Origin of the sequence: Lentzea sp. NPDC006480, assembly GCF_040611995.1 — a bacterium.
Classification (GTDB): domain Bacteria; phylum Actinomycetota; class Actinomycetes; order Mycobacteriales; family Pseudonocardiaceae; genus Lentzea.
Map to the genome: position 1 here is coordinate 1 of NZ_JBEXPJ010000083.1, position 14962 is coordinate 14962.

Here is a 14962-nt window from a genome sequence, read left to right on the forward strand (position 1 = left end):
GCGGACGTGGCGCGGTGGTTACCCCGGCGACACGTTCAACCCGAAGTCCGTCGACGTGGTAGTCGGACGGATCCGTCTGGTCCGTGCCGTTGAAGACCTTGGCCTGCTTGGCGATCAGCGTGACGATCACCGCGACGAGCAGGTTCACCACCACCGCGACGATGCCGACGTAGATCTGCGTCGTCGACTCGCCGAACGGGTGCCAGCCGAAGATCGAGATCTTGCCCAGCGGCAGTGCGGAGCCGGCGAAGTGCTGCTTGCCGACGGCCGGGTTCGCGATGTTGTAGAGCAGCCACATGCCGTAGCCCATGCCCGCGACCCAGCCCGCGACCAGGCCGTAGATGTGGAACCACCGCGTGTAGAGCGCGATGGCCACCGCCGGCAGCGTCTGCAGGATCATCACGCCGCCGATGAGCTGCAGGTCGATCGAGAACTGCGGGTCGACGAACACGATGAACGCCACCGCGCCGAACTTCACGACCAGCGACGCGAGCTTGGCCTGCTTGGCCTCCTCGGCCGGGGTGGCGTGCTTCTTGATGTACTCCTTGTAGACGTTGCGCGTCCACAGGTTCGCCGCCGCGATCGACATGATCGCGGCCGGCACCAGCGCGCCGATGCCGATGGCCGCGAACGCGATGCCCGCGAACCAGCTCGGGAAGTTGTGCCCGAAGAGCTCCGGCACGATCGTGTTCGTGTCGGGACGGCCGGTCGCCTGGTTGACGATCGGCTTGGTGCCCGCGCTGATCGCGACGAAGCCCAGCAGCGCCAGCAGGCCGAGCACCAGCGAGTACGCCGGCAGCGCGACCATGTTGCGCTTGATGACGTTGCGGCCGCGGCTCGCCAGGATGCCGGTCAGCGAGTGCGGGTACAGGAACAGCGCCAGCGCACTGCCCAGTGCCAGCGTCGCGTACTGCAGCTGGTTCGTGCCGGTCAGCAGGATGCCGTCGGTCTTGCTCGGCGTCGCGTCGAACTTGGCCTGCGCGTGGTTGAAGATCTCGCCCCAGCCGCCGAACTTCGACGGCAGGTAGACGATCGCCACCAGGATGACGACGTAGATCAGGATGTCCTTGACGAACGCGATCAACGCCGGCGCCCGCAGACCCGACTGGTAGGTGTAGAGCGCGAGGATCACGAACGCGATGAACAGCGGCAGGTGGCCGAGGATGCCGGAGCCGTTCAGGCCCATGCTGCGCAGCACCGCTTCAAGGCCCACCAGCTGCAGCGCGATGTACGGCATGGTCGCGACGATGCCGGTGACCGCGATGATCAGCGCCAGCCAGTGCGAGCCGTAGCGGCCCTTCACGAAGTCGGCGGGCGTGACGTACCCGTGCACGCGGCTCACCGACCACATCCGCACCAGCGGCAGGAAGACGATCGGGTAGAGGATCACCGTGTACGGCAGCGCGTAGAAGCCGAGCGCGCCCGCACCGAACATCAGCGCCGGCACCGCCACGAACGTGTACGCGGTGTAGAGGTCGCCACCGACGAGGAACCACGTGATCCAGCTGCCGAACTTCCGGCCGCCGAGACCCCACTCGTCGAGGTGCTCGAGGGTGTCGCCCTTCTGCCACTTCGCCGCCACGAATCCCATGACCGTGACGACCAGGAAGAGGACGCTGAAAACGACCAGCTCAGTCCACTGCATCAGTTCGCTCCCTCATCCAGGTCGTCGACGCCCAGCTTGTCCGGCTTACCTGTGACGACGGGCTTGTCCTTGGTCTTCAGGTAGACGAGACCGACGCAGAGCACGCCGATCGGCACGAACACGAACTGGTACCAGTAGAAGAACGGCAGCCCGAACATGCGGGGCTCGTCGATGTTGAACCACGGCGTGATGAGCATGAGCAGCGGAACTATCAGCAGCAGGTTCCAGTTGCTCCAGCGCAAGCCGGTCTTGTGATCCGACGGCATGGTGGCCCTCCGTGTACGCGGTGTTGCGCGGATGTTAGGCCTGATGAGACGTGCCGTCAGCTCCGAGATCGGAATCGTTGCACTCGGCTTAACGTTCCCTTTGGATTAAAGCGACGCCAGTTGCTCGACAAGATCGGCTTCGGCCAGGTCGAAGTACGCCCGCAGCTTGCCGATCGCCCCGTCGACGTCACCGGCGTTGAGCAGCTCGACGATCTCCCGGTTGAGCGGCAGGTACGACATGTGCAGCCGCTTGGGGTCGCTGACCACGCGAAACGCCAGCATGAGCTCGGCGAACAGCCGGTCGGACTCCTCGCTCAACCGGTGGCTGCCCGCCAGTCCGACGATCCCGCGGTGGAACCGGATGTTGGCCGCGCCGAGCTTCGCCCAGTCCTCCTTGGCCCCGTGCGCGGTCGCTTCCTCGATCGGCCTGCGCACCGCGTCGCGCTTGAGGTCGTCGACGTCGGGCCACTTCGCCAGCGCCCCGCACTCGATCACCCGGCGGGCCGCGTAGAGGTCGCGCACGTCATCGCCGGTGGGCCTGCGGACGAACACCCCGCGGCTGTGCTCGTGCACCAGCAGCCGGTCGCGGGTGAGCAGCCGGAACGCCTCCCGCAGCGTGTTGCGGCTGACCCCCAGCGCCCCGCCGATGGCTTCCTCGCTGAGTCGCAGCCCCGGTGCCAGCTCGCCGTCCAGCACCCGCTCGCGCAGCATGTCCGCGACCTTCTGCGCGGTGCTCGCGCGCTCCAGGTCGGCCTTGCCCTGCGCCAGCGTCGACACCCACGTCTCGGTCACCTGCCAAGTCTATTTGCAGGATCGTTCGATTGCAGTATCGTCAAATCGTTCAACAATCCTACAATACTTGTGCGCATCGGAGGGGTGGCCATGGACCTGAACGCGGATCTCGGTGAGGGCTTCGGCCACTGGACGCTGGGCGACGACCAAGCTCTGCTCGAAGTCGTGACCAGCGCAAACGTTGCCTGCGGCTATCACGCGGGCGACGCCGACACGATGCGCTCGGTGTGTGCTTCGGCGGCTTCGGCAGGGGTCGCGGTGGGGGCGCACGTCGGCTATCGGGACCTGGCCGGGTTCGGGCGCCGGTTCATCGACGTCGCTCCGGACACGCTGACCAACGAGGTGCTGGCCCAACTCGGCGCGTTGTCGGCGTTTGCCCGGGCTGCTGGAACTCGGGTGTCTTACGTGAAGCCGCATGGGGCGCTCTACAACGCGTTGGTCCGGCATGAGGCTCAGGCGGACGCGGTGGTGGACGCGGTCCGGCTGTTCGATCCGACGCTCGCGGTGCTCGGACCGCCCGGCGCGGTGTGGTTGAAGCGGGCCTCGGTGGCCGGGCTGCGGGTCTGGCACGAGGCCTTTGCCGATCGTGCTTACACGTCCGCTGGAGCGTTGGTGCCGCGCGGCGAACCTGGCGCTGTTCTGCGGGATCCGGCTGAGATCGCGGCTCGTTGCGTGCAGCTCGCGACCGAGGGCTGGGTTCGCAGCGTCAGCGGACGTCCGGTGCGGATCGCGGCCGACTCCATCTGCGTGCACGGGGACACACCGAACGCCGTGGAGATCGCCCGCACGGTCCGCGCGGCTTTGGAGTCGGCAGGGGTCGTGGTGTCGCGAGTGGAATCGCCGCTCAGGCACACGCGCCAGGCAGTCTGACGAAACTGTCAGACCTCATCGGTACGTTGGATCGCGGGGGATCCCGGTGCCAGGGGGACCCTTGCGGCAGCCTGCTCTGCTGCAGCCTGCTCAGCGGACGAGAGCCGCAGCCCCCACCAACCCGGCCTCCCCGCCCAGTTCGGCCGCCCGGACCTCCAAGCCGCCCAGGTACGACAGACCGGCATGGGTCTTCAAGGCGCGGCGAACCGGCTCGAACAGCAGCTCGCCCGCCTGAGCCACCCCGCCTCCGATCACCGCCAGGTCCAGGTCGCACACCGCGGCGGCGCCGGCGATCGCCATCCCGACAGCCTGACCAGCGCGTTCGAAGGCTTCCAGCGGAATCTCCTCGCCGGCCAGAGCCGCAGCGGCCAGCAGCGCGGCATCCGCGTGGTCCGGCGCCTGCCAACCGGCACGGCGAGCCCAAGCCACCATCCGAGGGCCGCCGGCGACGGTCTCGACGCACCCGCGGCCGCCGCAGGTGCAGAGCTCACCGTCGGGCTCGACGACGACGTGGCCGATGTGGCCCGCGTTGCCGGTCCGCCCGCCGAACGGCCTGCCGTCGAACACCAGGCCGCCGCCGACGCCGGTCGACACGACCAGGCCGACCATGAACGTGCTGCCCTGCCCGGCGCCGCGCCAGTGTTCGCCCAGCGCCATGCACACGCCGTCGCCGGCCAGCTCGACCGGCACGCCCGGGAAGAGCGAAGAGAGCGAGGACCGCAACGGGAAGGCCTGCCACGAGGGCACGTTGATCGGTGAGACGGTGCCCGAGACGGCATCCACCGGGCCCGCCGAGGCGATGCCGACGCCGGAGACCGCGGAATCCTGGACCACCGAGGACACCACGGACACGACGGCGTCCCACGGATCGACGGCGGGAGTGGGCACGCGAGACGACCGCACCACCGAGCCCGAGGGGTCGACCAGGGCAGCCGCGATCTTGGTGCCGCCGAAGTCCAGTGCCAGCACCAGATCAGTCACGGTGATCCATGCTAACCGGCGATCTCCAGCCGGATCGCAGGCGTGGTCCGGACCAGCTCACCTGCGGCGACGCGGACCACGGCCGACCACGTGCCAGGCGAGGCCCAGGGAGGGGCCGAGACCGTGAAGTCGAGCGCCAGACGTCCCTGACCAGGCAACAGACCGCCGACGCAGAACGGTCCGGCCAGCTCCCACGTCTCGCGCGGCGACAACAGCCGAGCCTGCACCGGCAGGTCACCACGGGCGCCGGAAGCCAGCATCACTCGCAACGAAGCCGAAGAACCAGGCGCCACCGACACGACCGGAGGTGACGAAGCCACCCACAGCACCTCGACCGGATCCTCGGCGTCCCACTCCGGCACGGTCAGCAGCGCCACGTCGTAGACCTCGAAGGGCAGGCCCTCCAACACAGCCCGGACCGGATAGCAGCCGGGCGTGCGCGGCGCCTCCAAACGCACCTCGGCCGCCACGTACCCGCCGGCCGGCAGCGAGACGGGCAGCGTTTCCCAGGACGCGGACCAGCCGTCCGGCAGCACCAGGCGGACGGTGCCCTCGAACTCTGGACCGTCCGACACCGCGACCACCCGCAGCCGGGTCGGGCCGAGCACTTCCAGGAGCACGTTCGCGGCCAGTCCGCCCAGAGGTGCCGGCTCGTGCAGCCAGTAGCGCGCGAACACCGGCGTCACGGCAGGCGAAACCGGGCCCAGTGGCGGGCCGGCCACCGACAACCGCGGCGCCACGGCGGGCAAAGACCCCGAAGAAGGCGAGCGAGAGCCCAGCACGCCCACCAAAGAAGAAGGTCCCAGGTGGTCGACCTCGTGCCACAACGTGAAAGTCGAGGAGCCGACCATCTTCTCGCCGACCTCGCTGTGCCAGACGGACACCGGGCCGGTCAGCCGAGGAGGTTCCAGTGCCGGACCGTCGACGGCCACGAGAGAAGCGATCGGGTCGTAGGACAGGACGTGGTGAGTGGAGGCGATCTCGGTGCCGAAGCCGCGCTTCCACCCGTGGTCGGCATCATCAGGAACCAACGAGTAGGTCCGCCAGCCCACGGCAGGCACATCACGGGCCAGGAACGTCACGGTGGTCCCGTCGACCAACGTCGGCAGAACCGCGCCGTCGTGAGCGGCGTGCACATTCCGAGCTCTGGGCAGGTGCACGGACACGACGTCGGTGCGAGGCGTGTCGGACGGGTTCCAGACGACCACCGAAGAGTCCACAGTGGACGTCAAGGCCGAAAGCGACCGGGAGATGACGTCCGACTGCAGGTCGAAAGCCTCACGAGGATGCGCGGAAGCAGCACGGGCAAGAGCGGCAGCCGGATAGGCCGCGCCGGTCAGCCGGGCAGCGTGCGAAGCGAACACGGCGGCAGGCGACTCGTCGGCAGGAGGGTCGGGCACTGGCACGGAACCGCGCACGTAGTAGTCACGTGGCAACGAGCAGATGACCCGCGGCCACGTGTAGCGCGTGGGCCAGTCGTGGTGGATCGCGGTCATCCACGGCGAGGGTGCCGACCGCGCTGGCCCGACCGGCAGCATCACGTGCTGCGCCGAACCATCGGACCTCAAAGCCAGGAACGACGAGTAGACCGCCCGCTCGGCCTCGCCCAGCGAAGAAGCCGGCAGGGAAACCCCGGCGGGCAAGGAGGAGAGCACCGGCGTCACACCGACCACATTGGACGGTGAGCCGACGACCTCGACCCGGCCCTCGGAGATCAGCCGCAGCAGCAACGACCGGTGCTGCGGAAACGTGTCCCAGTAAGGCTGCAGCAGTTCGACGGCGGTCACCGCGAACCGGTACGCGGGATCGGTCAGCGCCAGGTCCAGATGCGCCCGCAGCACGGGGAACGGCGCATCCCCCGCCACCTGCCCGACGAGATGTACCGTCCACCCCGGCGAGCCCACGACCAGCGAGAACGAGCAGGAATCCTCGCCGGCGCCGGACCGCACCACCGCGACCGCGGGGATCACGGCGCCGGGAGAGTGCTCGGAGACGTCGACCGCGACCTCGTAGCCGAACGGTCCCAGCAGTGCGGAGCCGCCGTGCCGCGGCGAGTGCAGGCCGGGACCGGAGACGTGCGCGTGCACCGGTCCCGCCAACGCAGGCGAGGTCACCCGCACGACCTGCAGAAGTGCGGTCCGAGGCCCGACGAAGAGCTCGGTGGACTCGGCGGCGATCACCGGACGATCGCACCATCGTTCATCACCGGACGAAATACCCCGATGGTGGCGAGTCCTAGCGTTTGAGCATCCGGGTGATACCGGCGGCCACGGTGGTCGCCAGGATCCAGCCGGTCACGATCAACCCCGAGGCGATCCACTGCGACGCACCCGGTGTCTGCCAGCGGTTCTTGTTGCCGAAGTCGACGATCGGCACCACCAGGTCGATCGTGTAGAGCCACGCGTTCCACGGCAGGTGGTCGTCGGCGTTGATCTCGATCAGCGGCCCCTTGACCGAGAACCAGATGCTGCCCACGACCCACGCCGTGATCAGCCACCCCAGAGCGCGTGCGGGCCGGTAGCCGTAACCGACCATCGAGCGCTGCAGGAAGCTCCACACCAGCACCAACGGCCCGAAGAACCGCATGCCCTCGGCGACCGCGCGGTACCGCAGGCGCTGCTTCTCGATCAGCACGGTCGAGGCGTGTTCCTCGTTGCCCGCCGCGGCCAGCATCTCGGCGAACTGGTCGTACGGGCGCGGGTGGTAGCTGCGCCGCATCGCGTGCCGCAGCCAGCGCAGCCGTTGCTCGACCTGGGCGTCGTCGCGCAGGTCGATCGGGTAGGCGAGCGAGTCGTAGCGGAAGTCGTCGAGGTCCATGAACCCCGTGGCGTTCCAGAAGTTCTCGTTGTCGTCCAACGACGTGCAGCGCGCCTGCCGCAGCGTCACCAGGCCTTTTGGCGGTGACACGACGTTGAGCATCAGCTCCGCGACCTGCATGCCCATGCCGTTCAACGCGTGGCTGTCGAGCTTGTAGCCGAGCACCGCGCCGTTGAAGTTCGCCATCCGGCCGATGGTGGCGCGCCGGCACCGCACGCCGCCGTGCGCGACGAACTCCTTCTCGCCCCGCGCGCAGATGAGGTCGCGGCCGATCGTCGCGCCGCCGATGTCCAGCGACGGCTTCTCGCGCGGCTGGTGGCGGTACCTGCCGGGCTTGATCAGGCGACTGCCGCGCAGGTCCAGGTTCGCGCCGACGGTGATGCCGCGCAGCTCCAGGCCGCCGGAGATCTCCGACTCGCGCACCACGAAGTTGCTGCCGATCTGCGAGCGGTTGGTCAGCAGGGCGTCGGCGGCCGGATTGTCCACAGTGGCCCGTTCGATCGTGATGCTGCCGCGCACGTGCGTGTCGACCATGCGCAGCTGTCCCTTGATCTGGATACCCCGCCCGACGATGTCGCCGCCGATTTCCGCGCCGTCGACGTGCAACGCGCGGCCGGAACCGGTCGGGTCGGTGCCCACCGCCGGCGGCGATACGGCGTCGAGCACGGCGTCTGCCAGCGAAAACGTGCCGCCGATGCGCGCGTTCACGGCACGAACCGTGCCCGCGCTCGTGAAGCCGCGGTCGAGCTCCAGGTCTCCGGACACGTCGGCGCGGTCCAGGATCAGCGTCGCGGACGGGTCGGCGTGCGGATCGGTGGACTCGTCGAGCACGTCGCCGCGCGAGAGCATCGCGCCGCGGAACGACAGCGCCGAGCTGATCCGCGCGTTGGCCAGGAACACCACGCCGTGCGACGTGAACGCGCCGAGCAGGTTGCCGCCGACCTGCATGCCGTTGCCGTTCAACGTGAAACCGTCGGGGTTCTCCAGCACCGCGCTGCCGAGGTTGACGTTGCCGCCGATGCGCGCGCCCGCGAGCCGCACCTCGCCCTCGGTGTGGATGCCGAACGCCAGCAGCGCGCCCGCCACGGTGAGCCGGTCGCCGTGCACGCACAGCCCGCCCGGCACGCTGAACCTGCTGTCGCGCAACAGGACCGAGCCCGCGATCTCGGCGTCGGTCAGGTCGACGAGGTCGGAGATGCGGCACCCGAGCAGCGAGACGTCGTTGCTGCTGCTGAGGTTGCGCGCTTCGAGACCCGGCAGGTCGCAGTCGGTGAACGAGACGCCGGCGAGGTTCGCCTGTCGCAGGTCGGGCGCGGACTCGAACTGGCAGCGCTCGAACTCCAGCACGTACGGCACCTCGACCGCGCGCAGGTCGAGCACGTCGGTGACCACGCGGTCCACCACGCGGATGACGGGTGGGGTGCTCGGCTTGCGCCGCGGCAACCTCCACCCGCCACCAGCTGTGTTGTCGTTCTCCCCCAACAGTCCCCGCAGCACGTCCGCCGCGGCGACCTTCCCCCTGGCCACGCGGCTAGACCGGGTCGCTCGGGCCGTGGTGCGTCGGGTCGAGCACGCGCGCCAGGAACTCCTGGGTGCGCGGCTCCTGCGGGTTGCCGATCACCTCGGCCGCCGGGCCCTCCTCGACGATGTAGCCGCCGTCCATGAAGATCACCTTGTCGGCGACCTCGCGGGCGAACTGCATCTCGTGCGTCACGACCAGCATCGTCATGCCCTCGTCGGCCAGCTGGCGCATGACCCCGAGCACGTCACCGACGAGCTCCGGGTCGAGCGCCGAGGTCGGCTCGTCGAACAGCATCACCTCGGGGTCCATCGACAGCGCGCGGGCGATCGCGGCGCGCTGCTGCTGGCCACCGGAGAGCTGCGCCGGCATCGAGTTGGCCTTCTCGCTCAGACCCACGCGCTCGAGGTTGCGCAGCGCGACCTCCTGCGCCTCCTTCTCACCGCGCTTGAGCACCTTGCGCTGCGCCACGGTGAGGTTGTTCACCACGGTGAGGTGGGAGAACAGGTTGAACGACTGGAAGACCATGCCGATCTTCGTCCGGGCCTTGTCGATGTCGACGTCCGGATCGGTCAGCTCGGTGTCGTTGACGACGATCTTGCCGTCGTTCGGCTCCTCCAGCAGGTTGACGCAGCGCAGCAACGTCGACTTGCCCGAACCGGACGGGCCGATGACGCAAACCACGTCACCGCGGTTCACGGTCAGGTCGATGCCCTTGAGGACGTCCAGCGTGCCGAACGACTTCTTCAGCCCGGTGATCTCGACGCAGATCTCGCTCATACGACGGACACCTTCTTCCCGCCGGTGCGGCGTTCCAGGTACCGCGACAGATATCCGAGCGGCAACGTGATGATCAGGTAGCAGAGGCCGGCGATGAGGATCGGCGTCAGCGACGGGCTGCGGCTCAGCGTCTCGCGGCCGAACTTCGTGAGCTCGTACTGCTCGCGGAACAGGCCGAGGATGTAGATGAGCGAGGAGTCCTTGGTGAGCAGGATCAGCTCGTTGGTGAGCGGCGGCAGAATGATCCGGAACGCCTGCGGGATCACGACCGTGATCATGGCGCGGCCCTGGGACATGCCGAGCGATCGGGCGGCCTCGACCTGTCCCTTGGGAACCGCCTGGATGCCGGCGCGGATCGTCTCCGCCATGTAGGCCGCGCCGACGCCACCGAGCGCCAGCATGACCGTGGTGAGCGGCGGGAACTGCACCTGGAACGCGATCGGCACGCCGTAGTAGATGCCGATGAACACCAGCAGCGCCGGCACACCGCGGAAGAACTCGATGTAGACGGTCGCGATCCACCGGTACGGGGCGACCGACGACAGCTTCATGAGCGCGAGCACGAGGCCCAGCGCGAGACCGAACCCGAAGCCGAGCGCGGTGTAGATGATCGTGTTCTTCAACGCGACCGTGATCACGTTCGGGAACATCGATGCGGCGATCTTCGGGTTGAAGAACGCGCGCTGGATCTGGTCCCAGTCCGCCAGGAAGGCGACCAGGAGGATCACGACGACGAGCAGGCCGTATTGCCCGTAGCGGATGTACTCCGCACGCTTGCGCTTCGACATAGCCATTGCGGCTCCTAGCAAATGTGGTTCGGACAAGCGGCGGGGCCGGTGCGCCGCTGCGCCACCGGCCCCGGAGAAGCGACTACTTGGACGTCGGCTTCTTGCCGAACCACTTCTCGTAGATGGTGTCGTAGCGGCCGTCTTCCTTGGCCTTCTTCAGCACCTCGTTGATCTTCGACAGGAGGGCGGTGTTGCCCTTCTTCACGCCGATGCCGTACTTCTCACCGGTGTCGAACTCGGTCGTGACCTCGGTGTCCGGGAACTCCTTGACGTAGTCGTAGAGCACGCCGTTGTCGTTGATCACCGCGTCGACGGCGCCGGTGCGGACGGCCGTCTCGGACAGCGGGAGGTCCTCGAACTGGACGACCTGGTAGCCGTTGGCCGCCGCGTTCTTGTTCGCGTACTCCTCACCGGTGGTGTCCTGCTGGACACCGAGCTTCTTGCCCTTGAGGTCGGCGAGGCTCTTGAGCCCCGCGCCCTTCTTGACCAGCAGCGCCTGCGAGGCGTCGAAGTACGGGTCGGAGAAGTCGATCGCCTGCTTGCGCGCTTCGGTGATCGTCATGCCCGCCGCGGCCAGGTCGCACTGGTTCGCGTTGAACGACGTGCCCGACGTGATCGTCTCGAACGGCGTGTCGAAGATCTGCTGCGGGACGCCCAGGTCCTTGGCGATCAGGTCGACGAGGTCGACGTCGAAGCCGATGGTCTTGTCGCCCTCGCTGTACTGGAAGGGCTTGTAGCTCAGGTGCGTGCAGGTGACCAGCTTCCCGCTCTGCACCAGTGGGATGTTCGAGCCGCCACTGCCCTGGTTCACGGGAGTCGCGCAGCCCGACGCTGCCATCACGGCCAGACCCAAAGCCGGGATCATGGCCATCAACTGCCTGGTTCGACGAGCCACTGCGTCACTCCTCGTAACTGTTGCGGACGAGTGAACGGGATCCTGCCACTCGGGTGACGGTGTGGACAGCACGTGCGTGTTACAGGCCACTCCAACGCAACAATTTTGTGTGAATCAGCTCCGTTGGGCGCAAATCATTGCGCGAATTGGGCTAGATCACACAACGTATTGACGTATTGCACTCGAATGGTGACGACTCGCAACGTCCCTTGATCAGGATTTGATCACGACGACCAGGGCGAACGGGTCCGCCCTGGTCGATCGTGCCGCCTGTCTGGGGTCAGCAGGTGAAGCTCGCGGCCGGGCCGGAAGCCGACCCCTCGCTGCCATCCTCGGTCGCCGAGCCTCCGTGCAGGCGGTACAGGTGCGGGCCCGCCTCGCACGGCGTGCGGAGCTGCAGCGTCACGCTCCAGCTGCCGCTGCGCTTGTCGTACTGCTCCGAGCCGGGAACCGTCGCCCAGTCCGTGGTGCCGGTCCTGCCCTCGATCCAGCCCCAGACCATCGAGTTCACGTCCGCGGCCGCATCGCACTGGATGTGGATGTTGCCGCCGACCGTCTTGCCGCCGTCGAACTGCGTGACGCCGTCGATGAGGCCACGGCAGCCGCCCGCGGACTCCGCGGACGCCGTGCCCGTGAGCCCGGCGAGTGCCAGTGCCGAGACAGCCGCGACCGCTGCTACCTTGATCATCTCTCTACCCCCAGGTGCGTCGGATGACGGCGGAAAGCCTTGCACACCAAGGGATTGGCCAGGGATCAGTTGAACGTCAGCGGGACCGGTCCTGCAGCAGCCCCGCCACCAGCGCCGTCCACCCGGTCTGATGGGTCGCGCCGAGGCCCTCGCCGGTGTCCCCGTCGAAGTACTCGCTGAACGTGACGTGGTTGCGCCAGAGAGGTGACTCGGAGGCCTCGATCCGCTTGCCGTCCGCCGGCCGGCGCCCGTCGTGGTCGGGCAGGAAGAGGCCGACGAGCCGGTCGCTCAGCTCGTCCGCCACCTGCCCCGCGGTGACCGAGCGGCCGGAGTGCGTCGGCATCTCGACCTGGAACGTGCCGTCGTGGAACGCGCAGACGGTCCTGAGCGCCTCGACGAGCAGCGCGTTGGTGGGCAGCCAGACCGGGCCGCGCCAGTTGGAGTTGCCGCCGAACATCGGGGAGTTCGACTCGCCGGGCTCGTAGCCCATCCGGTGGTCCTGGCCCGCGACGTTGACCTCCAGGCCCTCGCGGTGGGCTGCACTCAGACTGCGAATCCCGTGTGGCGACAGGAACTCGTGCTCGTCGAGCATCCGGTGCAGCACGCGCCGGAGCTTGTGCTCGTCCAGCAACGACACGAACGCGCCGCGCTCGTAGTGGAACGTGATGAACTGCCGCAGCTCCGGCCGGCGCTTGAGCAGGTGGTCGAGGCGGCTGGTGAACCCGTGCAGCTCGCTGAGCACCCACGGTTCGAGAACCGCTGATGCGAGAAGGGGAATCAGGCCGACCATCGACCGCACGCGCACCGGCTCGGACTCGACCGAACCGTCCGGGTGGCGGCGCGAGACGCGGTCGTAGCAGAAGCCGTCCTCGTCGTGCCAGATGCCGCCGCCGTGCGAACCGAAGTGCGTGAAGGCCTCCGCGATCGACAGGAAGTGCTCGACGAACTTCGTGGCAACGTCCTCGTAGGACTCGTCGTCGCGCGCCAGCTCCAGCGCGATCTGCATGAGGTGCAGGCTGTACGCGGCCATCCAGGACGTCGCGTCGGACTGCTCCAGCCGCCACTCGCCCAGCATCGGCTCGGACCTGTTGACCGGCCCGATGTTGTCCATGCCGAGAAAGCCGCCCTCGAACAGGTAGCTGCCGCCGGCGTCCTTGCGGTTCACCCACCACGAGAAGTTCAGCAACAGCTTGTGGAAGATCTTGGCGAGGAACTGCCGGTCCCTGCTGCCGTCCGCGCGGTAGACCTGGAGCGCCGCCCATGCGTGCACCGGCGGGTTGACGTCGCCGAACTCCCACTCGTAAGCGGGAATCTGGCCGTTCGGGTGCATCATCCACTCGCGGCAGAACAGCAGCAGCTGCTCCTTCGCGAACGCCGGGTCGACCAGCGTGAACGGGATGGTGTGGAACGCGAGGTCCCACGCCGCGAACCAGGGGTACTCCCACTCGTCCGGCATGGAGATCACGTCGGCGACGTCGAGGTGCCGCCAGTGCACGTTGCGCGCCTCGGGAGTGCGTCTGGAACTGGGCGCCTCGGGCTTGGTCGGGTCGCCGTCGAGCCAGTCGCGCGTCCGGAACCGGTAGTGCTGCTTCGTCCACATGAGACCCGCGAGCGCGCGCCGCAGCACGTGCTTCTCCTCGGGGTTCGCCTGGGGCGCGATGGCGTCGTGGAACTCGTCGGCTTCGATCCTGCGCTGGGCCATGGTCTCTTCGAAGCTCGGCCCGAACGGGTCCAGGTGCCCGTCGCCACCCACGAGCCGCAGCCGGATCGTCACCGTCTCGCCCGGCTCCACCGGGTCGAACGAGTACCAGGCCGCGAACTTCGTGCCCGCCGCCCCGGCGTCGTCCGGCCCGACCACCTGGCACGTCGACGTGCTGCCGTGCACGACGTAGTTGCAGATGCCGTCCTTCGTCCACGGCGACGGGTTCCGCTCCGCACCGAAGAGCGACATCTCGTTGCTCTCGTTGTCCGTCACGAGCATCGACGGCGAGTCGTCCAGATGCAGCGTGTACCGGCCGAGGTTGCCGTGGTCGGCCGTGACCTTCCGCCCGGCCGCGGTGCTGGCGACGAGCTGGCACGGCCGCTGGTCCCGGCCCCACGCCCACGTGTTGCGGAACCACAGCTGCGGCAACAGGTGCAGCGGCGCGTCGTCCGGCCCGTGGTTGGTCGCCTTGATCTCGATGCAGATGTCGTCCGTGTGCGCCTTCGCGTAGGTGACCTGGACGTCGAAGAACCGGTTCTCGTCGAGCACTCCGGTGTCGCTCAGCTCAGGCTCGCGGTTCTCCCGCCCGGCGTTGCGCGCCATCTCCCTGAGCAACCCGTACGGGAACTCCTTCTGCGGATACCGGTAGACCACCTGCATCCACGAGTGCGTGGGCGTCCCGTCCGTCACCCACCAGTGCTCCTTGACGTCCTCACCGTGGTTGCCCTCTTCGTTGGTGAGGCCGAAGTACCGCTCCTTGAGGATCGGGTCGTTGCCGTTCCACAGGGCGACGGCGAAGTTGAGGAACCCGTGCACGTCACAAATGCCCGCGATGCCGTCCTCACCCCACCGGTAAGCGCGCGCACGGGCGTGGTCGAAGGGGAACGACGCCCAGGCATCCCCACCGGGCGAGTAGTCCTCCCGCACCGTGCCCCACTGGCGACCCGAGAGATACGGCCCCCACAGGCGCCACGGCGAAGTCGGACTGCCCGACTCCGCGAGACGCGCCCGTTCCGCATGTTCGCCCATCGCTCCAGTGTGGGACACCAGGTCAGGCGGCCGGTCGGGCCCACGTCTTGTCTGAGTCTTTCCTCACTAAAAACTCGCTCGCGCGTGACCTGAACGGCCCATTTCGATCGGGCCCGAACGCGCTCACCATGCACGGATGGCCCGTGACGACAGCGAGGACGCAGTCTTCGAGCACGCGGTGGACAAGGCA

General features: G+C 68.1%; 12 protein-coding genes. 1 reads left to right on the forward strand and 11 read right to left on the reverse strand.

All coding sequences use genetic code 11. From position 1 onward, the window contains the following. From mctP to ABZX92_RS27925, 3 genes are all read right to left on the reverse strand, one after another. A partial coding sequence (gene mctP, locus ABZX92_RS27915; RefSeq protein WP_355565438.1) for a monocarboxylate uptake permease MctP occupies positions 1-1645 on the reverse strand: 1645 nt, incomplete at its 3' end. Next, a complete protein-coding gene (locus ABZX92_RS27920; protein ID WP_355565441.1) occupies positions 1645-1911 on the reverse strand; it encodes a DUF3311 domain-containing protein in 267 nt (88 codons plus the stop codon). The genes mctP and ABZX92_RS27920, both read right to left, overlap by 1 nt. A gap of 105 nt (positions 1912-2016) precedes the next feature. Next, positions 2017-2703, reverse strand: a complete 687-nt coding sequence (locus ABZX92_RS27925; RefSeq protein WP_355565443.1) for a GntR family transcriptional regulator — start codon at positions 2701-2703, stop codon at positions 2017-2019. A gap of 90 nt (positions 2704-2793) precedes the next feature. Here ABZX92_RS27925 and ABZX92_RS27930 point away from each other — a divergent pair, with 90 nt between their 5' ends. Continuing rightward, complete coding sequence (locus ABZX92_RS27930; protein WP_355565446.1) at positions 2794-3573, forward strand: 5-oxoprolinase subunit PxpA; 780 nt, start codon at positions 2794-2796, stop codon at positions 3571-3573. A gap of 90 nt (positions 3574-3663) precedes the next feature. Here ABZX92_RS27930 and ABZX92_RS27935 read toward each other — a convergent pair whose 3' ends face one another. From ABZX92_RS27935 to ABZX92_RS27970, 8 genes are all read right to left on the reverse strand, one after another. Beyond that, a complete protein-coding gene (locus ABZX92_RS27935) occupies positions 3664-4554 on the reverse strand; it encodes an ROK family protein (RefSeq protein WP_355565448.1) in 891 nt (296 codons plus the stop codon). An 11-nt stretch (positions 4555-4565) separates the two neighbouring features. Then, positions 4566-6734 carry an NEW3 domain-containing protein gene (locus tag ABZX92_RS27940; protein ID WP_355565450.1) on the reverse strand — a complete coding sequence of 723 codons (2169 nt, stop codon included), beginning with the start codon at positions 6732-6734 and terminating at the stop codon, positions 4566-4568. Positions 6735-6789: 55 nt separating this feature from the next. Then, positions 6790-8898, reverse strand: coding sequence for a hypothetical protein (locus ABZX92_RS27945; RefSeq protein WP_355565453.1), 2109 nt, complete (start codon positions 8896-8898; stop codon positions 6790-6792). 4 nt (positions 8899-8902) lie between these two features. Further along, positions 8903-9670, reverse strand: a complete 768-nt coding sequence (locus tag ABZX92_RS27950) for an amino acid ABC transporter ATP-binding protein (protein WP_355565456.1) — start codon at positions 9668-9670, stop codon at positions 8903-8905. Next, a complete protein-coding gene (locus ABZX92_RS27955) occupies positions 9667-10464 on the reverse strand; it encodes an amino acid ABC transporter permease (protein WP_355565459.1) in 798 nt (265 codons plus the stop codon). The genes ABZX92_RS27950 and ABZX92_RS27955 overlap by 4 nt, the downstream gene beginning before the upstream one ends. 76 nt (positions 10465-10540) lie before the next feature. Next, a complete protein-coding gene (locus tag ABZX92_RS27960; protein WP_355565462.1) occupies positions 10541-11353 on the reverse strand; it encodes a basic amino acid ABC transporter substrate-binding protein in 813 nt (270 codons plus the stop codon). 280 nt (positions 11354-11633) lie between these two features. Next, positions 11634-12041: a hypothetical protein gene (locus ABZX92_RS27965; RefSeq protein ID WP_355565465.1), complete on the reverse strand. Its 408-nt coding sequence runs from the start codon at positions 12039-12041 to the stop codon at positions 11634-11636. A gap of 76 nt (positions 12042-12117) precedes the next feature. Next, on the reverse strand, positions 12118-14772 hold the full coding sequence (locus ABZX92_RS27970; RefSeq protein ID WP_355565468.1) for a glucosidase: 2655 nt from the start codon (positions 14770-14772) through the stop codon (positions 12118-12120). Between the last annotated feature and the right edge of the window lie 190 nt (positions 14773-14962).